Annotated in this window: 19 protein-coding genes; 9 read left to right on the forward strand and 10 right to left on the reverse strand. The window is 67.5% G+C overall.

All coding sequences use genetic code 11. The features are described 5' to 3' along the window. Window positions 1–64: 64 nt before the first annotated feature. The 5 genes from DBV35_RS01490 to DBV35_RS30085 form a co-directional block, all read right to left on the reverse strand. Window positions 65–958 carry a polysaccharide deacetylase family protein gene (locus DBV35_RS01490; RefSeq protein WP_108658484.1) on the reverse strand — a complete coding sequence of 298 codons (894 nt, stop codon included), beginning with the start codon at window positions 956–958 and terminating at the stop codon, window positions 65–67. Then, the gene (locus DBV35_RS01495) at window positions 955–1689 is read right to left on the reverse strand and encodes a maleate cis-trans isomerase family protein (protein WP_108658485.1); all 735 of its coding nucleotides are present in this window, start codon (window positions 1687–1689) and stop codon (window positions 955–957) included. The genes DBV35_RS01490 and DBV35_RS01495 overlap by 4 nt, the downstream gene beginning before the upstream one ends. Then, the gene (locus DBV35_RS01500) at window positions 1686–2408 is read right to left on the reverse strand and encodes a GntR family transcriptional regulator (protein WP_108658486.1); all 723 of its coding nucleotides are present in this window, start codon (window positions 2406–2408) and stop codon (window positions 1686–1688) included. Before DBV35_RS01500 ends, DBV35_RS01495 begins: the two co-directional genes overlap by 4 nt. A gap of 138 nt (window positions 2409–2546) precedes the next feature. Next, entirely contained in the window at window positions 2547–3185 is a 639-nt protein-coding gene (locus DBV35_RS01505; protein ID WP_108658487.1) for an aspartate/glutamate racemase family protein, read from the reverse strand. Between the two features lie 6 nt (window positions 3186–3191). Further along, window positions 3192–3329 (reverse strand): hypothetical protein, encoded by a 138-nt coding sequence (locus tag DBV35_RS30085; protein ID WP_157961529.1) that lies wholly within the window; start codon window positions 3327–3329, stop codon window positions 3192–3194. Window positions 3330–3623: 294 nt separating this feature from the next. On the opposite strand from DBV35_RS30085, the gene DBV35_RS01510 reads away from it, so the two are divergent. From DBV35_RS01510 to DBV35_RS01530, 5 genes are read left to right on the forward strand one after another with little or no spacing between them, the layout of a single operon-like run. Continuing rightward, the gene (locus DBV35_RS01510; protein ID WP_108658488.1) at window positions 3624–4679 is read left to right on the forward strand and encodes an ABC transporter substrate-binding protein; all 1056 of its coding nucleotides are present in this window, start codon (window positions 3624–3626) and stop codon (window positions 4677–4679) included. Between the two features lie 13 nt (window positions 4680–4692). After that, a complete protein-coding gene (locus DBV35_RS01515; RefSeq protein WP_245943807.1) occupies window positions 4693–5790 on the forward strand; it encodes an ABC transporter ATP-binding protein in 1098 nt (365 codons plus the stop codon). Then, on the forward strand, window positions 5790–6659 hold the full coding sequence (locus tag DBV35_RS01520; protein WP_108658489.1) for an ABC transporter permease: 870 nt from the start codon (window positions 5790–5792) through the stop codon (window positions 6657–6659). The genes DBV35_RS01515 and DBV35_RS01520 overlap by 1 nt, the downstream gene beginning before the upstream one ends. After that, on the forward strand, window positions 6656–7456 hold the full coding sequence (locus tag DBV35_RS01525) for an ABC transporter permease (RefSeq protein ID WP_108658490.1): 801 nt from the start codon (window positions 6656–6658) through the stop codon (window positions 7454–7456). Before DBV35_RS01520 ends, DBV35_RS01525 begins: the two co-directional genes overlap by 4 nt. A gap of 29 nt (window positions 7457–7485) precedes the next feature. After that, a complete protein-coding gene (locus DBV35_RS01530) occupies window positions 7486–8235 on the forward strand; it encodes an aspartate/glutamate racemase family protein (RefSeq protein WP_108658491.1) in 750 nt (249 codons plus the stop codon). A gap of 22 nt (window positions 8236–8257) precedes the next feature. Here the strand turns inward: DBV35_RS01530 and DBV35_RS01535 are convergent, their stop codons facing one another. The 5 genes from DBV35_RS01535 to DBV35_RS01555 are packed head-to-tail and all read right to left on the reverse strand — an operon-like array spanning window position 8258 to window position 12543. Continuing rightward, window positions 8258–8446: a hypothetical protein gene (locus DBV35_RS01535; protein WP_108658492.1), complete on the reverse strand. Its 189-nt coding sequence runs from the start codon at window positions 8444–8446 to the stop codon at window positions 8258–8260. Then, the gene (locus DBV35_RS01540) at window positions 8443–9288 is read right to left on the reverse strand and encodes an ABC transporter permease (RefSeq protein WP_108658493.1); all 846 of its coding nucleotides are present in this window, start codon (window positions 9286–9288) and stop codon (window positions 8443–8445) included. The genes DBV35_RS01535 and DBV35_RS01540 overlap by 4 nt, the downstream gene beginning before the upstream one ends. Further along, window positions 9285–10250, reverse strand: coding sequence for an ABC transporter permease (locus tag DBV35_RS01545; protein WP_425428458.1), 966 nt, complete (start codon window positions 10248–10250; stop codon window positions 9285–9287). Before DBV35_RS01545 ends, DBV35_RS01540 begins: the two co-directional genes overlap by 4 nt. A 5-nt stretch (window positions 10251–10255) precedes the next feature. Next, window positions 10256–11560: an ABC transporter substrate-binding protein gene (locus DBV35_RS01550; RefSeq protein ID WP_108658494.1), complete on the reverse strand. Its 1305-nt coding sequence runs from the start codon at window positions 11558–11560 to the stop codon at window positions 10256–10258. An 11-nt stretch (window positions 11561–11571) separates the two neighbouring features. After that, window positions 11572–12543, reverse strand: a complete 972-nt coding sequence (locus tag DBV35_RS01555; protein ID WP_245943808.1) for an ABC transporter ATP-binding protein — start codon at window positions 12541–12543, stop codon at window positions 11572–11574. A gap of 280 nt (window positions 12544–12823) precedes the next feature. On the opposite strand from DBV35_RS01555, the gene DBV35_RS01560 reads away from it, so the two are divergent. From DBV35_RS01560 to DBV35_RS01575, 4 genes are all read left to right on the forward strand, one after another. Then, window positions 12824–13879 carry an ABC transporter substrate-binding protein gene (locus DBV35_RS01560; protein WP_108658496.1) on the forward strand — a complete coding sequence of 352 codons (1056 nt, stop codon included), beginning with the start codon at window positions 12824–12826 and terminating at the stop codon, window positions 13877–13879. Next, window positions 13879–14784, forward strand: coding sequence for an ABC transporter permease (locus DBV35_RS01565; RefSeq protein ID WP_108658497.1), 906 nt, complete (start codon window positions 13879–13881; stop codon window positions 14782–14784). The genes DBV35_RS01560 and DBV35_RS01565 overlap by 1 nt, the downstream gene beginning before the upstream one ends. Continuing rightward, the gene (locus DBV35_RS01570) at window positions 14781–15572 is read left to right on the forward strand and encodes an ABC transporter ATP-binding protein (RefSeq protein WP_108658498.1); all 792 of its coding nucleotides are present in this window, start codon (window positions 14781–14783) and stop codon (window positions 15570–15572) included. The genes DBV35_RS01565 and DBV35_RS01570 overlap by 4 nt, the downstream gene beginning before the upstream one ends. Window positions 15573–15647: 75 nt before the next feature. Then, a complete protein-coding gene (locus tag DBV35_RS01575; RefSeq protein ID WP_108658499.1) occupies window positions 15648–17186 on the forward strand; it encodes an amidohydrolase family protein in 1539 nt (512 codons plus the stop codon). Window positions 17187–17225: the final 39 nt, after the last annotated feature.

Below are 17225 nucleotides of genomic sequence, written 5' to 3' on the forward strand. Positions count from 1 at the left end.
GCTTCAGAGCGCGTCATCCCGCCATGGAAACATGGCGGGATGAACCAACGCGCTCGTCAGATCGTCAGCGCGTCGCCTCGATCCAGTGGCGCGCGATCTCCATGCGCGGGGCGATGAAGGCGCCGCGCCGGGTGATGTGGTCGAGGATCGCGTCGAGTCCGCCGATCCGCCCCGGCCTGCCGATGAAGCGCAGGTGCAGCCCGATCGACATCATGCGCGGCATGGTCTCCCCCTCGCGCTCCAGCCAGTCATAGGCCGCGATCGTGTAGCGGGCGAAATCCTCGCCGTGGATGAAGCCGCCGCCCGGCGAGAAGCGCATGTCGTTGGTGTCGAACGCGTAGGGCATCACGAGATGCGGGCGGCCGGCGACCGGCACGTAGTAGGGCATGTCGTCGTCGTAGGCGTCCGAATCGTAGAGGAAGCCGCCGTGCTCCACGAGGAGGCGCCGCGTGTTGGGCGTCGAGGAGGAGCGGGTGTGCCAGCCGACCGGGGCGACGCCGGCCGCCTCGGTGATCGCGGCGTGGGTCTTCGCGATGATTGCCCGCTCCTGGTCCTCCGCCATGCCGGCATGGCGCTCCCACAGATAGGAGTGGCAGGAGACCTCGTGCCCGGCCTCGACCGCCATGCGCGCCATCCAGGGCGATCGCGCGACGGAGCGGCCGCAGGCCGAGAAGCTCGCGCGCACGCCGTGCTTTGCGAAGAGGGCGAGGAGGCGCGGGAAGCCGGCGCGCGGGCCGTATCCGAAATGGCTCTCCATGCACAGATCCGGCACGAGGCCGATGTCCTCGTTGATCTCGTGGACGGTCTCGTTGCGCGCGTCCCCGTCGCCGACCGACAGTTCGGCCCCCTCCTCGACATTGACGACGATGGAGACGGCGACCGGCGCCCCGCCCGGCCAGGTGACGGCCGGCGGGTTGGTGCTTTCGCCGATGAAATTGCGGCGGTCGTGGGCGGTCATAGGGCCCTCTCGAAGAGCTGGCCCCAGCCTTTGACGCGCGTCACGTCCTGGCCGGTCTGGCGCAGCGTGCCCCAGATCGAGGTCGCCACCGTGTCGTAGACGGGGATCCCCGTCTCGGCCTCGATCGCGGCGGCGATCGGCGCGCCGCGCATGTTGGTGCAGTAGATCACGATCGCGTCCGGCTTGGCGCGGGCGACGTCGCGGCAGAGTTCGGCAATTTCGGCCTCGGTGCTGTTGGCGAAGGCGAAATTCTCGCTGATGCCGAGGCGGCGGTCAGCGACGCATTCGATCCCGTTCGCGCGGTAGTTGGCGATGATGCGATCCTGCACATCGTCGATGTAGGGCGAGACGAGTCCGATCGTCTTCGCCTCGGTGAGGGCGAGGATCTCGTTGAGGGCGAGGATGGCGGAGGTGGCCTTCACCCCCGTGCGCGCCTCGATGGCGGCGCAGAGCGCGACGTCACGGTCGAAGCCGAGCCAGCCCGCCGACGTGCCGTTCCAGGCGATGGAGCCGACATGGGCGTCGGCGAGGAGCTCGGCGGCCGCCAGCATCGGCTCCATCTCGAACTGGCCGAGCGCGGCCTCGCGCAGCGAGATCTCGACGACGCGGAAGCGCCCGAAATGGGCCGTCACGTCGGGAAGGCCCGACAGCATCGCCGCCGTCACCGGCTCGAGCACGGTGTTGGAGGATGGGGTGAGCATCCCGATCAGGGTGCGGGGCGGAGACGTCATGAAGCATCCTTGTCGCGCTCGGTCCGCTTCAGCACGGCGGCGACGGTCTGTCCTGTGTGGGTGAGGTGGGTGCGCCAGATGCGGCCGGCGTCGGCGGCGTTGCGGCGCATGATGGCGTCCATGAGCTCCTCGTGCTCCTCCATCGCCTGCTGCCAGCGGCGCGGGTCGACGATCGCCATGTAGCGGCCGCGCTTGGCGCGCAGCATGAGCTGGCGGTGGGTCGCCAGGAGAACGGGGTTCTCGGTCGCGACGATCACCGCCTCGTGGATCTGGCTGTTGAGGGCGAAATAAGGGTCCTTCTCGCCGCGGGCATAATGGTCGGCCATGCGGCGGTGGAGGGCGAGGAGGTTGCGCATGCCTTCCGGCGTGATGCGCGCGGTCGCGAGCTCGGCGGCGAGGCTTTCGAGCCCGGCGAGCACCTCGAACAGGGAGACGGCCTCCTGCGTGGTGAAGGGGCGCACGCGCGCGCCGCGGTTCTGCGACAGCTCGATCAGCCCGTCGAGCTCCAGGAGCTTCAGCGCCTCCCGCAGCGGCGTGCGCGAGACGTTCATCTTGGCGCAGAGCGCCCGCTCCACGATGCGCGAGCCGGGTGCGAGGTCGCCCTTCACGATCAGCCCGCGCAATTCGTCGAGCACGCGCTGGGCGGCCGGCTGTCCGCCCGTCGGGTGTTCGGTGTCCGGGTCGGAGACGAGGGTCACGTGGGACGGCGGGCGGGGCATGGTCGGTCCGGTGTCGTCAAATGGAATGCCAATTCTAGAGCCTCGCCCGCCGATGGGCCAGACGTCCGCCTCACCGTGCGCGCCAACAGGCACAGGCACGATGCCTCAGCGCGCGTTTTCGGCGTGGACGGCGCTGCGCTAGAGGACCTCGCCCAAGGCCGCTTCCATCGCGGCGACGGCACTCGCGAGCGGGTCGATGAGCGCGATCTCGGCGCCGAGCCCGTCCGCCATGTCGGCGCGGAAGGCGCGCCAGTCGACGATGACCGACCGCGCCCCGTCATCCTTGAAGGCGGTGTGGACGCTCGCGAAGAAGCGCGCCGCGTCGCCGGGGCCGGCGGTGAAGGGGGTCTCGGTCTCGAACGCGCGCACCGAGGCGAGATGGGGCGCGAGGCCGTACGCCTTCGCGAGGGCGCGCAGGGCCTCGCCGAGCTTCGGGGCGGTGGTGACGATGGAGAAGGGGCCGCGCCGCGCGGCCGTGCGCATCGCCGCCTCACCCGCGCCGACGACCTTGCCGGGGAGGACGGCGCGGAGCCGCTCGATGCCTGGATCGAAGGCGGAGCCGACGATGACCCCGTCATCGTGGATGAGCGTGTCGGCCATCGTGCCGATCGCCTCGTGCGCGAGGCGCAGCGTCGAGGGGGTGGAGATGAGCTGGGCGCCGAAGGGCGCGCCGAGGGCGCGGATCGCCATCCCCTCCGGCGCGTGCGCGCGGGCGGCCGCCGCAAGCTCCTGCGCATCGCCGATGCGTGTGCTGGGATGGATCACCGACACACGCATCGTGGCTCAATCTGTGATGGGGATGGGGCGCGCGATGCGACGCCGGACGGTATTTTGATGCGAAAATTGGATGAAGGCAATCTCGCGCAACGACGCCTGACGCGCGTCCGCGCCCGTGTCCAGCATCCCGATTGCCTTCGCCATGCCGCGACTTCTCCCAATGCGCCGCCGGTTCGATCTGAGCCGGCGGTGGCATCCGGGTCGTGAAGTTGGGCAGCAAACTAAGGCGAGATTGCGGTGTAAATGGCATTCCGCTGCCTATACCCAATGTCAGATGCCGGTTCATCACGCTGAGTCTCAGTCGAATCTCCCGGTCGGAGAGGGAGTTTTCGGCTGTGAATCGCGTCAATGTCCTCGGCTCCATCGATTTGGCATGCAATTTGATTGCAGGGTTCGACAGTGCCGGTCAAGGGGGCCGGGTGACCCATTGGGGGATGTATGGATAAGAAAATAATCGACCTTGGGCTCAATCGTCGCCGCTTTCTGAAGTCGACCGTTGCCGCGGGCGCCGCAACTCTGGCCATGCCGGCAATCGTGCGTGCGCAATCGAATGAAATCGTCATCGGTTGTGCTGCCAGTCATACATCGTGGATGGAACAGATCGTCATTCCTAACTTCGAAAAGAAGTATGACGCGAAGGTTCTGTTCGAGGGAACGAAGTCGACCGTCAATCTGGAGAAGATGCGGGCGAACCGCGACAAGCCCTACCTCTCCGTCGTCCAGATGGACGATCCGGTCATGATCCTCGCGGTGGAGGAGGGCGTGCTCACCCCGATCACCGCCGAAGCCGTCCCGAACATCACGAAGTTGCGAGCGGGTGCCGTACATATGGACGGCATGTGGGCAAATTATGTGCAGCCTTGGGCAGGCATCGCCTACAACACGTCCGCGATGGACGGCGTGCCGAGCTGGTCGACGCTGTGGGAGCCTTCGTATGAAGGCAAGATCATCATCCCCTCGCTGCAGAACACGGAGGGCATGTGGACGCTCTTCGCTGCGGCGATGCTCGCGACCGGACTGCCTTTCGAACAGGCACAGTATGAAGTCGACGCCGCGTTCGACAAGCTCGCCGAGCTAAAGCCGAACCTCCTCAGCATCTATTCGGTGATGACGCAGAGCTTCAATCTCCTGGAGCAGGGCGAAATCTCGATGCTCTCCGGCCAGTTCTCGTCCTACGCGCTGCCGCGCAAGAACGAGGGGGCGCCGGTGGACCTCGCCGCGCCGAAGGAGGGGATCTTCGCGATGCCGTCCGGCATCTGCCTCGTGAAGGACGGGCCGAACCCGGAACTCGCCACCGCCTACGTGAACGAGATGCTCTCGGCGGACCTCCAGAAAGAGATCGCCGAGTTCGCGTTCTCGCTCCCGGCCAACACCGAAATCACCGGCCTCGGCGTGGTGCCGGAGGGCATCCCGGTCTTCGGACCGGACTGGGCCTTCGTGTCGGGAAACCGCAAGGACTGGGTCGAGCGGTTCGACAAGCTGATGGCCTCCTGATCGGAGGTCGGCCGTGACCGGGCAGATGACCGCCGAGAGCTACCTCTCCGTCGAGAAGGTGGCCAAATCCTACGGCTCGACGTCGGTGATGGAGGATCTCGATTTCTCCGTCGCCCGCGGGGAGCTCGTCTCGCTGCTCGGCCCGTCCGGCTGCGGGAAGACGACGCTCCTGAAGCTCGTCTCCGGTCTCATCGCGGCCGATCGCGGCCGGATCGTTGTGGGCGGTCGCGATATCACGCGGCTGCCCGCCCACAAGCGCAACATCTCCGTCGTCTTCCAGAATTACGCGCTCTTCCCGCACCTCAATGTGCGCGACAACGTGGCGTTCGGGCTGAAGGCGCGCGGGGCGGCGGCGGGGGAGATCCCCGGCCGGGTCGAGGAGGCGCTCGGCCTCGTGCGGATGACGGAGCTCGCCGAGCGGCCGATCGCGGCGCTCTCGGGCGGCCAGCAGCAGCGCGTCGCGGTCGCCCGCGCGCTCGTCGTCGGGCCGGACCTCATCCTCCTCGACGAGCCCTTCTCCGCGCTCGACCGCAAGCTGCGCGAGACGATGCAGGTGGAGCTGAAGAGCCTCCTGCGCGAGCGCGGCATGACGGCGATCTTCGTCACCCACGACCAGGAGGAGGCGCTCGCGGTTTCGAGCCGCATCGCGGTGATGAACCGCGGCCGGATCGAGCAATATGCCGACCCGACGACGCTCTATGCGCGCCCCTCCACCGCGTTCGTCCTCGATTTCGTGGGCCTGTCGAGCCACCTCACCGGGCGCGTGCTCGATGGGGCGGACGGCCATGTCCGGGTCGAGACCGCGCTCGGCGAGATCGTCGTGCCCGGCCGCTTCACGCCGGGATCGGACGTCCTCGTCGGCGTCCGCCCCGAGAATATCGACGTCGCGCCCGCCGGGACGCGCCCCGCCGAGGACCGGATCGCGATCGAGACGCGCCTCGCCGACGTGATGATCCTCGGATCGAAGACGCACCTCCACGCCGTCACCGGCGAGCAGGATCGCCTCGTCGCCGAGATCTCGGGCGGCACCGCCCCGCACGGGACGGGCGAGGCGGTGACCTTCCACTGGCCGCGCGCCTCGACCCTCGTCTATGCCGGCGAGGCCGGGTGATGGCGACGCTCGCGGCCGACCGCCGGCCCCTCCCGCGCCCCCGCATCGACGGCTTCGCCCTCCTCGCCGCGCCGGGGCTCCTTTATCTCGGCATCTTCTTCGCCCTGCCGCTCGCGATCCTGCTCTTCCGCAGCGTGCAGGGGCCGGACGGCGCGCTCTCCTTCGCCGGCTATGTCGAGTTCTTCTCCGAGCCGCTCAACCTTATCGTCACCTGGCGCACCTTCCGCGTCGCGATCCTGTCGACGCTCCTCTCCCTCGTCCTCGCCTATCCGACCGCCTTCGTGCTGGCGCGGGCGAAGGGGCTCGTACAGACCATCATCCTGATGGCGATGATCCTGCCCCTCTCGGTCGGGGTGATCGTGAAGGCCTTCTCCTGGTCGATCGTGCTCCGCTCGGACGGGATCGTGAATTCGGCGCTCGTCGCGACCGGCATCGTCGAGGCGCCGATCCGGCTCCTCTTCACCGAGACGGCGCTCGTCATCGGCGCGGCGAACGTGTTCCTGCCATTCATGGTGCTGCCGATCTACGCGGTGGTGCGCCAGATCGACCCCTCGCTCGGCTCGGCCGCGGCGACGCTCGGCGCGGGGCCCTTCTACCGCTTCTTCCGCGTGACGCTGCCGCTCACTTTGCCGGGCGTCATCGCCGGGGTCGCCTTCGTGTTCTCTCTGACGATCTCGATGTACGTGATCCCGAGCCTCATCGTCGGTGAGCGGCAGTCGACGCTGTCGATGCTGATCGCGCGCTCGTTCCTCTTCTACCGCGACGCGCAGCTCGGCTCGACGATCTCGGCGATCCTCCTCGTAATCGCCATCGCGGTGGTGCTCGGCTCGTCCTGGCTGATGCGGCGCTTTGCGGGAGAGCGGGCATGACGCGCGTCGACAGGGCCGCGATCTTCGGTGCATGGGTCGTGGCGGCGCTCGTCGTCGTCTACCTGCTGACACCGCTCGTGGTGACGGTGATCGTCTCCTTCACCTCGTCCACCGTCTACACCCTGCCGCCGCCGGACTGGTCGCTGCGCTGGTACGCGGCGCTCGGGCGCAAGTCGGGGCTGTGGGGCTCGGTGCTCCTCTCGTTCAACCTCGCCTTCGTGTCGACGGTGCTGTCGCTCGTCGTCGGCACGGCGGCCGCGCTCGGCGTCGCGCGCGGGCGCTTTCCGGGGCGCGGCGCGGTCGCGACCTTCGTCGTCTCGCCGCTGATGATGCCGGGCCTCGTGGTCGGCGTCGCGCTCCTCCAGTTCCTGCGCGAACTCGGGCTGCGGGACGCCTATTGGAGCCTCCTCATCGCCCACGTCGTCATCACGCTGCCCTATGTGATGCGCACGCTCCTCGCCTCCGTCGCGGCGTTCGACTTCTCGCTGATCGACGCGGCGCGCACGCTGGGGATGCCCTATCCGAAGGCGGTGCTGAAGATCATGGTGCCGAACCTTGCACCGGCCTTTCTGACGGCGAGCCTCTTCGCCTTCCTCGCCTCGATGGACAACTACCCCATTTCCATCTTCCTCACGGATGCGCGCAACAAGACGCTGCCCATCCGGATGCTCCAATATCTGGAGGAGACGCCCGATCCGACGATCGCGGCCATCTCCTCCCTCCTGATCCTGATGGCCTTGATCGCCCTCGTCCTGAGCGCCCGCACCGTCGGTCTCAACCGGATGATGGAGGGCTGAGTGGCCGAACGCGACCGAGGCGAGCGAACTTGAAGATACTCGTTGTCAATCCGAACACGACCGAGCTGATGACGGAGCGGATGCTCGACGTCGCGACCGCCGTCGCGGCGCCCGGCACCGAGCTCGTCGGCGTCACCGCCGCGCGGGGCGTGCCCTATGTCGCGAGCCGGGCGGAGGCGCAGCTCGCCGGGGCCTCGGTGCTGGAGCTGATCGCGGAGCACGGGGAGGGCGTCGACGCCGTCATCGTCGCCGCGTTCGGCGATCCGGGCCTCCAGGCCGCGCGCGAGCTCTTCGACGTGCCGGTGGTCGGGATGGCGGAGGCCGCGCTCCTCACCGCCTGCATGCTCGGCGACCGCTTCGTGCTCGTCACCTTCTCGCCGACGCTGACGCGCTGGTACGCGGACTGCGTGTCCCTCTACGGGCTCGACCAGCGCTGCGGGGCGATCGTGGTGCCCGACGTGGGCTTCGCGACGGTGGAGGGGGTTCGCTCGGAGCTGCGCGCGCCTCTCGTCGCCGCCGCGAACGAGGCGGTGGAGAGCGGGAAGGGGGATGTCGTCATCCTCGGCGGCGCGCCGCTGACGGGGCTCGCGAACCAGGTGAAGGGGGAGCTTCTCGCCCCCGTGGTCGACCCGATCTCGGCGGCCGTGGTGCAGGCGGAGGCGCTGGTGCGCCTCGGCGTGTGCGTGACGCGGCAGCCGACGAAGCCGCCGGGCAAGCCGAACAGCGGCCTCGCCCCCGCCCTCGCCCGCGCGATCGCGCGCAAGCACGCCGGGGGCTGAGCCGGGCGCGCCGCCCGCCGCGTCAGCGCCGCGGGTGGGCGGGGCGTCGCCGCGCCGAGCGGCGATCGAACCAGGTGCGGGCCGCGGCGAGCATTCCCTCGACCATCGCCGGGTCGACGCTCGGGGCGCTGAGCGCCTTCAGCCCGGTCGCGCAACGCCGGTCCGGCTCGCCGCCATCCTCGCGGCGCTGGGGCTTGTGGCGGCAGGTCAATGCCGCACCCGCTTGCGACGCACGAGCGTGATGAGGGCGAGCGAGATGCCGATCACGACCAGCGAGACCGCCGTCGTCATCGTGCCGAGCGCGTAGATCGCCGGCGTCGTCACCGTCTGGGTGAGGCCGCGCAGTTCGAGCGGCAGCGTGTTGCGGCCGCCGAGCGCCTGGCTCGTGCGCGCGATCTCGTCCCACGACAGGGTGAAGCCGAAGAGCGCGATGCCGATCAGCGACGGGGCGATGATCGGCAGGATGACGAGCCACAAGGTCTGCCCCGGCGAGGCGCCGAGATCGCGCGCGGCCTCCTCATAGCGCCGGTCGAACCGGTTGAAGGCGGCGAGCAGGATCAGGAGGCCGAAGGGCAGCGTCCAGGTGAGGTGCGCGCCCAGCGCCGAGGTGAAGAGACCTGCCGACGTCTCGTGGTTCGCGACGAATTCGCGGATCTCGTCGTCCATCAGCCGGAACTCGAGGCCGATGCCGAGCGAGACCACGATCGAGGGCATGATGAGGCTCGCGATCACCGTGTAGAAGAGCAGCGAGGCGCCGCGGAAGCCGATCCGGTAGGCGAGCGCGGCCGGCACGCAGATGAGCAGCGTGAGGCCGGACACGATCGCCCCGAGGCGCAGCGAGCGCCCGAACGCGGCCCAGATGTCGACGACGCCGACGCCCTTCCAGAGCTCCGAGAACCAGTAGGTCGACAGGCCCCGCATCGGGAAGACGAGGCCGCCCTCCGGCCCCTGGAAGGAGAGGGCGACGATCGCGAACATCGGCCCGTAGAGGAACAACGCGAACAGCGTGAAGATGCCCGCGAGGATCCAGAAGCGGCGTCCCCTCTCGTTCATAGCTCACGCCTCACGTCGACGATGCGCGTCATGCCCCAGATGATGAGGAGGACCGCGCCGAGGAGCACCACGGCGTTGGCCGCGGCGATCGGGATCTGAAGGAAGTTGAGCTGTGTCTGGATCACCTTGCCGACGGAGGCGATCTGCTGCCCGCCCATCACGCCGATGGTGAGGAAGTCGCCCATCACAATGGTGACGACGAAGATCGACCCGATGACGATGCCCGGCCGGCAGAGCGGGGCGATGACGAGGAGCGCGATCTTGATCGTGCCGGCGCCGGCGTCGCGGGCGGCCTCGATGATCTCCGGGTCGATGCGCAGCATCGAGTTCACGATCGGCACCATCATGAACATCGTGTAGAGGTGCACGAAGGCGAGCACGACGGCGAAATCGGAATAGAGCAGCCACTCGATCGGCTCGGTGGTGAGGCCGATCCCCATCAGCGACTCGTTGACGAGCCCGTTGCGCCCGAGAAGCGGGATCCACGCGATCATCCGGATGACGTTGGAGGTCCAGAACGGAATCGTGCAGATCAGGAAGAGGATGATCTGCGTCGAGACGTTCTTGATCTCGAACACGATGAACCAGCCGAGCACGAAGCCCAGCACCAGCGTGATCGCCCAGACGATCAGGCAGAATTTCAAGGTCGACAGGTACGTCGCGAAGGTGACGCACAGGTCCGGAAGCTTGGCGATGCAGCCATAGAAGACGTCATAATAGTTGACGGTCGTGAAGGCCGGCTCGATCGAATATTGCGTGTAGTTCCAGAAGGATACGATCAGCGTGAGGATCAGCGGCCCCACGAAGAAGACGAGCATGACGATCGCCAGCGGCGCCGCCAGGGCGTAGGGCGAGTTCAGGATCGAACGCTCGACGGCGACGCTGTGCGCCGCCGCCGCGTCGTGGCCGGTGGCCACGACATCTTCGGCAGGAGGGGTGAGCGGGCGCGTCGCCCGCTCCATGCTCGTCATGCTGCGACGAACTCGTTCCACTTGCGGATCATGTAGACGTTCTCGTCCATGACCGCATTCCAGCACGCGATCCCGCCCATGCGCTCATTGTAGGAGCCGCCGTCGCGGGTCTCGCCGGCCTTGGCGAGGAGCTGGCCGGACGGGGACATGATGTCCTGCGAGGCGGCTTCGCCCTCCATCCAGTAGGCCCACTCGTAGGGCTCCATGTTCTCCTTCGCGGTCTCGAGGACGGCGGAGTAGTAGCCCTGGCGGTTGAGGAAGGCGCCCGCCCAGCCGGACAGGAACCAGTTGATGAAGTCGTAGGCAGCGTCGAGCTTGCGGCCCTCGACGGTGCGCGGCAGGCCGAAGCCGGCGGCCCAGGCGCGGTAGCCTTCCTTCAGCGGCTGGTAGGTGCAGGGGATGCCCTGCGTGCGCACGGCCGTGACGGCGGGCGACCACATCGACTGGATGACGACTTCGCCCGAGGCCATCAGGTTGACGCTCTCGTTGAAGTCCTGCCAGAGGGCGCGGAACTGGCCGGCCTTCTTCGCCTCGATGAGGGTGTCGACGGTGAGGTCGATCTCCTCGCGGGTCATGTTGCCCTTGTCGGCATATTTGTGCTTGCCGAGCGCCTCGACGACCATCGCGGCGTCCATGATGCCGATCGACGGGATGTTGAGGATCGAGGTCTTGCCCTTGAACTCGGGGTTCAGCAGCTCGGCCCAGGTCTCGATCGGGCGGCCGATGAGGTCGGGGCGGATGCCGAGCGTGTCGGCGTTGTACACGGTCGGGATGAGGGTCATGTACTGGGTCGGCTCGTCCGCGAATTCCTTCGCGTTCTCGGACGGCATCCAGATGACCTTCTTCGGCGCCGTGCCCTGGTCGCCTACGAGCTTGCCGTCGATCTCACCCTTGGTGAAGAGCGGGGTGATCTGGTCGGACAGCGTGATGCGCTTCGTATCCATGCCGAGGAGGTTGCCCGTCGGCACGACGTTCTTCAGCGACATGTATTCGATGTCGATGAGGTCGAAGGTGTTCGGCTGAGTGACCGCGCGCCGCACCACGTCGTCGGTGGTGACGGGGATGTACTCGATGGTGATGCCGAGGTCTTCCTTCGCCTTGTCGGCGATTTCCTTGTGCTGGTTCACCGCGGTGCCGAGATAGCGCAGCGTGACCGCCTCCTGCGCGTGCACGGCGGGGGCGAAGAGCGGCGTGGTCGCGGCCGCGGCGGCGACACCGGCCGTGCCTTCCAGGAAGCGGCGGCGGGTGACGGACGTCTTCGGGGTCTTATTGTCTGCCATCGATTGTTCCTCTCTCCTCATTATGTCGTGGATCAGTCCGCGCCGCGGCTGAACGGAGTCGCGTCCTCGTCGCGCCAGGTGGCGCCGACGGTGGCACCCGGCTCGACCGGGTGGGCGATGATGTCGGCCTCGGGCACGATGGCGGCGAGCTCGTGCTCCCCGCCATTCAGCCGCACGAGGACGAAGTGTCCCTGATATTCGACCGAGACGACCTTCATCGTGAGGCGTCCGTTGGCCGGGTCGGTGAGGCGCACGCGGTCGGAGCGCAGGCTCGCATCATGACCGCCGGTGCGGATGATGTTGTGGGCGCCGATGAAGCGGGCGACGAACGGGGAGGCGGGCTCGTCGAACACCTCGCGCGGGGTGCCGACCTGCTCGATCCGCCCGGCATTCATGAGGACGACCATGTCGGACAGGGCGAGCGCCTCGTCCTGGCTGTGCGTGACGTGGATGAAGGAGATGCCGAGCTCGTTCTGGAGGCGCTTCAGCTCGGTGCGCATCCTGAGGCGCAGCGTCGGGTCGAGCGCCGACAGCGGCTCGTCGAGAAGGAGGACCTGCGGGTCGGTGATGAGGGCGCGGGCGAGCGCGACGCGCTGCTGCTGGCCGCCCGACAGCTCCGCCGGCTTGCGGCTCGCATAGGGCGTCATCTCGACGAGCTCGAGCCGCTCCATCGCCTCCTTGCGCCGCTTCGCCTTGGGCACGTTGCGCACGCGAAGGGCAAAGGCGACGTTGTCGACGACGCTCATGTGCGGAAAGAGGGCGTAGGACTGGAACATCATCGCGGTGCCGCGCTGGGCCGGCGGCAGGATGGTGACGTTCCGCCCGTCGAGGATGACGTCGCCGCCGCTCGCCCTCTCGTGCCCGGCGATCATGCGCAGGGTCGAGGTCTTGCCGCAGCCGGACGGTCCGAGAAGGCAACAATAGGCGCCGGCGGGTATTTTCAGATTGATCCCGGCCACCGCGACCGTGTCGCCGTATCGCTTCGACACGTCGACGAGTTCCAAGGTTGCTCCGCGCACAACGATCCCCTGCCTGGTGCACTCTGAACGTGCAATCGCTATGCCAAACGATCAAGCACGCAAGCGCAAGCGCGCTCCGCGGCGGCGGCATTCCATCGCCCCCCGAACGCCGCCGCCTCGCTGAATTCCTCCAGCAAAATCGGACGTTTTCGCGGTCGTGATCGCGTTTGGCATGCAATCTGCAGCGTCGGTGTCACGCTGGCCTTGCGTGATTTCGCGCCAGGCACCGCGGACTTTGGCCAACCGGACTGAGGGGAGTCCCACCATGTGTGATCACCACGGAAATCGCTGCTTTCCGAAGTTGGAGAATATCGACGTCAGCCGCCGTTCCGTCCTGAAGGGCGCGGGCGCCGCGACGCTGACCTTCGGCGTCGCCGGCATGTGGGCCCATCCCGCCGCGGCCGCCTCGACGGTGACCTCGACGCACGGCACCGGCTTCTGCAACCTGCCGCTCTTCCTCAGCCACGCCCGGCAGACCGCGAAGGAAGACGGCCTCACCCTGGAATTCGTGAACACCCCCACCTTCGCCGAGCACGTGACCTTCCTCGGCGCGGGCCTCGTCGATGTCGGCGTCCTGCCCTACACGAGCTTCGTCGCCCTCTATGACGCCGGCGCGCCGGTGAAGATCGTCGCGGGCTCGGGCATCGAGGGCTGCGCCATCGTCACCCAGCCGGGCCTCGACACGCCCGAGAAGCTGAAGGGCAAGACGCTCGGCACCTTCCAGCTCGATACGCTCGAAGTGATGCCCTACGACTTCCTGAAGAAGAATGGCATTCCGTTCTCCGACGTGAACGTGCGCTACATGGGCAATACGCCCGAAGCGGTCGAGGCCTTCAAGGCCGGCGCGCTCGACTGGATCTGCACCATCGAGCCCTACGCGTCCGCCCTCCTCCAGGACGTTCCGGGCAGCCACATGCTGACCGACGGCAAGGACCTCTACGGCGCGAACTACACCGACTGCGTGCTGTGCGCGCGCGACAGCCTGATCGCCGAGAACCCGGACGCCATCAAGGCGCTCATCAAGGCGATGATGAAGTCGCAGCTCGCCTTCGAGGAAGACCGCGAGGCGGTGCTCAAGGAGGTCGTCGGCACCTACTACAAGACGTCGATGGAGAACGCGATCATCGGCTCCACCAAGCAGCCGCCGATGGTGGACCAGCGCGCCAACACCGACTTCATCCTCGACCGCACCGACAGCCTGATGGAGATGGGCTACATCAAGCAGAAGCCCGGCCGCGACGCCATCGACTGGACGATGCTCGAAGCGGTCATCGCCGAGAACCCCGACGTGTACTCCAAGCTGCAGTACAAGTCGGCCTGATGGCGAGCACAGAAGCAGTCGAGCGCGAGGAGCTCGTCGCTCCTCCGCGCCGGCCTCTGGCCGACTGGTGGCGCGCCTCCGCGCCCCAGATCGGCTGGACGTTTGCGTCGGTCGGGCTCTTCGTCCTGATCTGGGAGGTGCTGTGGGCGACCGGCGTCGCCGATCCGAAGCTCCTCCCGCCGCCCCATGTCTTCATGGGCGACATCATGGGACAGGCGAAGAACTTCAACACCGCGCAGCGCTGGCAGATCGGGGCCGATGCCTCAGCCGGGCCGACGCCGCTGATGGCTGTCGTCATCACCATCCTGTCCACGACGATGCGCGTCATCGCCGGGCTGTTCGTCGCGTCCGTCGTCTCGATCACGGTCGGCGTCGCGATCCGCTACTGGTCGCTGTTCCGCAACCTCACTCTGCCGACGATCACCCTGCTCGCCCCGGTCTCGCCGATCGCGTGGCTGCCGGTGGCGATCTTCATCTTCGGCATCGGTGACAAGCCGGCGATCTTCATGGTGTTCATCGCGCTCTTCTTCACCATGACGCTGGCGACGATCACCCAGATCGACAGCGTGAACGTCAACTACATCAACGTCGCGCGCACGATGGGGGCGTCCAAGCGCCAGATCTACACGCGCGTGATCCTGCCGGCGATCCTTCCGGGCCTCCTGGTCGTGCTGCGGCTCAACATGTTCGCGGCATGGATGGTCGTGCTGATCGCCGAGGCGACCGGCGTCGGCTATGGTCTCGGCCAGGTGATCATGCTCGCCCGCAACACGTTCAATCCGGGCCTCGTGTTCTTCACGATCGTCCTGATCGGCCTCGTGGGCTTCCTGTTCGACCTCATCCTGCGGCTCGTCCAGCGCAAGATCCTCTACTGGGTGCCGAACGGCCAGGGGGCCCTGTCATGAGCGACATCGCGATTTCCTGCCGCAATGTCGGGAAGATCTGGGCCAAGGGCACGCCGCGCGCGCACGAGGCGCTCGTCGGGATCGACCTCGAGGTCGCGCCCGGAGAGTTCGTCGTCCTCCTCGGCCCGTCGGGCTGCGGGAAGTCGACGCTCCTCTATCTGGCCGCCGGGCTTGAGGACAACACCTCCGGCGAGCTCCTCTCGTTCGGCCAGCCGGTAGAGAAGCCGGGGCCGGACCGCAGCCTCATCTTCCAGGAAACGTCGCTCTTTCCCTGGCTCACCGTCGGGGAGAACGTGACGTTCGGGCTGCATCTTGCCGGCGTCGACAAGGCGACGCGGCGCAAGACGGCGGACGAGGTGCTGCAGCGCGTCGGCCTCAAAGCGGCGATCGACAAGCGGCCGAGCGAACTCTCGGGCGGCATGCGCCAGCGCGTCGCCGTGGCGCGCGCGCTCGCCATGCATCCGAAGGTGCTCCTCATGGACGAGCCCTTCGCCGCGCTCGACGTGCAGACCCGCGCCAAGATGCAGGACTTTCTCGTCGACGTGTGGCGGGCGTCCGAGGCGTCGGTGCTCTTCGTCACGCACCATATCGACGAGGCCGTGGCGCTCGCCGATCGCGTGGCGATCTTCACCGCGCGACCGGGACGCATCAAGGAGATCGTGACCGTGGACCTGCCGCGCCCACGCGATCCGTTCTCGCCAGAGGCGCAGGAATTGCGCAAGCATCTGACCGCGGTGCTGAGCGCGGAGGTCGACCGCGCCTTCGCCGAGCAGGAAGCGCTCGCCTAAGGCGGCGCCATCGAAGAAGGGGAGGCCGCGGCGCGTGCTGCGGCGTCCGTCATCAGGGGCAATCAAGGAGCCAAGATGTCTGCCTCAATCGTTCGTGGCCGGCAGGTCGTCACCCACGTGGTCGACCGCCACCATGCCCATGCCGTCGATGACGGCGCCGTCCTCGTCGAAAACGGGATCGTGCGCGCCGTCGGCCCGTTCGCCGAGATCCAGGCGGCCCATCCCGATCTTCCGGTCCACGGCACGGGCAACCAAGTGGTGCTGCCGGGCTTCGTGAACGGTCACCACCATGTCGGCCTCACCCCGGTGCAGCTCGGCTCGCCGGACATGCCGCTGGAGCTGTGGTTCATCACCCGCCTCGTGTGCCGCTCGGTCAATCTCTATCTCGACACGCTCTATTCGGCGTTCGAGATGATCTCCTCCGGCTGCACCACCGTGCAGCACATCCACGGCTGGATTCCGGGCACGGTCGACAAGGTCACCGCCGGGGCCAACGAGGTCATCCGCGCCTACGAAGACATCGGCATGCGCGTGTCCTACTCGTTCGCCGTGCGCAACCAGAACCGGCTCGTCTACATGGACGACACCGAGTTCGTGAAGATGCTGCCGGAAGAGCTTCAGCCGCCGATGCGCAACCACTTCGCGCGCTTCGAGATGACGCTCGACGACAACATGAACATGTTCGAGACGCTGCGCGCCCAGCACCACAACAAGGAGCGCGTCGGCATCCAGCTCGCCCCGGCGAACCTGCACTGGTGCTCCGACGAGGCGCTGGAGCGGCTCTCCGACATGTCGGAGCGTCACGACGTGCCGATGCACATGCACCTTCTGGAGACGGCCTATCAGAAGGAATATGCGCGCCGCCGCGGCGGCGGCACGGCGGTGGACTATATCGACCGCTTCAAGATGCTCGGACCGCGCATGACGCTCGGCCACGGCGTCTGGCTGAACGAGAGCGACATCGAGCGCGTCGCGGAGACGGGCACCAACATCTGCCACAACTGCTCGTCGAACTTCCGCCTGCGCTCCGGCGTCGGCGCGCTGAACGTGTGGGAGGCGAAGGGCGTCAACACCGCGATCGGCATGGACGAGGCGGGCATCAACGACGATCGCGACATGCTCCAGGAGCTGCGCCTCGTCCTGCGTGCCCACCGCACGCCGGGCGCGGACGACAGCGTCCCGACCGTGCCGCAGGTGCTGCGCATGGCGACCGCGGGCGGCGCGGCGACGACCGCCTTCCGCAACAAGATCGGCACGCTCACCGAAGGGCAGGGCGCCGACCTAACCCTCATCGACTGGGACAAACTCTCCGCGCCCTATCTCGACCCGGAGATGCCGATGCTCGACGCGCTCGTCCAGCGCGCCAAAACCGACGGCGTCGACATGGTGATGTGCGCGGGCGACGTGATCTATGAAGGCGGCAAGTTCGCCAAGATGGATCGCGCGGCGGCGCTGGAGGCGCTGCGCCAGGACCTGACCCGCGCCCTCACCGAGGACGAGGTGGAGCGGCGCGGCCTGTCGAAGAAGCTCCTGCCGCACGTGAAGGACTTCTACGACAAGTACTTCGATCCCGGCCAGCACGAGCCCTTCTACAAGCCCTCGTCGCGGGTCTGATAACGCAAAAAGGGCGCCCTCGGGCGCCCTTTTTCATAG

It is taken from the genome of Acuticoccus kandeliae, assembly GCF_003073115.1.

Coding starts and splice junctions, on each gene's coding strand:
- DBV35_RS01490 (WP_108658484.1), bottom strand. CDS start 958: ATGACCGCCCACGACCGCCGCAATTTCATCGGCGAAAGCACCAACCCG.
- DBV35_RS01495 (WP_108658485.1), bottom strand. CDS start 1,689: ATGACGTCTCCGCCCCGCACCCTGATCGGGATGCTCACCCCATCCTCC.
- DBV35_RS01500 (WP_108658486.1), bottom strand. CDS start 2,408: ATGCCCCGCCCGCCGTCCCACGTGACCCTCGTCTCCGACCCGGACACC.
- DBV35_RS01505 (WP_108658487.1), bottom strand. CDS start 3,185: ATGCGTGTGTCGGTGATCCATCCCAGCACACGCATCGGCGATGCGCAG.
- DBV35_RS30085 (WP_157961529.1), bottom strand. CDS start 3,329: ATGGCGAAGGCAATCGGGATGCTGGACACGGGCGCGGACGCGCGTCAG.
- DBV35_RS01510 (WP_108658488.1), top strand. CDS start 3,624: ATGGATAAGAAAATAATCGACCTTGGGCTCAATCGTCGCCGCTTTCTG.
- DBV35_RS01520 (WP_108658489.1), top strand. CDS start 5,790: ATGGCGACGCTCGCGGCCGACCGCCGGCCCCTCCCGCGCCCCCGCATC.
- DBV35_RS01525 (WP_108658490.1), top strand. CDS start 6,656: ATGACGCGCGTCGACAGGGCCGCGATCTTCGGTGCATGGGTCGTGGCG.
- DBV35_RS01540 (WP_108658493.1), bottom strand. CDS start 9,288: ATGAACGAGAGGGGACGCCGCTTCTGGATCCTCGCGGGCATCTTCACG.
- DBV35_RS01545 (WP_425428458.1), bottom strand. CDS start 10,250: ATGGAGCGGGCGACGCGCCCGCTCACCCCTCCTGCCGAAGATGTCGTG.
- DBV35_RS01550 (WP_108658494.1), bottom strand. CDS start 11,560: ATGAGGAGAGAGGAACAATCGATGGCAGACAATAAGACCCCGAAGACG.
- DBV35_RS01560 (WP_108658496.1), top strand. CDS start 12,824: ATGTGTGATCACCACGGAAATCGCTGCTTTCCGAAGTTGGAGAATATC.
- DBV35_RS01565 (WP_108658497.1), top strand. CDS start 13,879: ATGGCGAGCACAGAAGCAGTCGAGCGCGAGGAGCTCGTCGCTCCTCCG.
- DBV35_RS01570 (WP_108658498.1), top strand. CDS start 14,781: ATGAGCGACATCGCGATTTCCTGCCGCAATGTCGGGAAGATCTGGGCC.
- DBV35_RS01575 (WP_108658499.1), top strand. CDS start 15,648: ATGTCTGCCTCAATCGTTCGTGGCCGGCAGGTCGTCACCCACGTGGTC.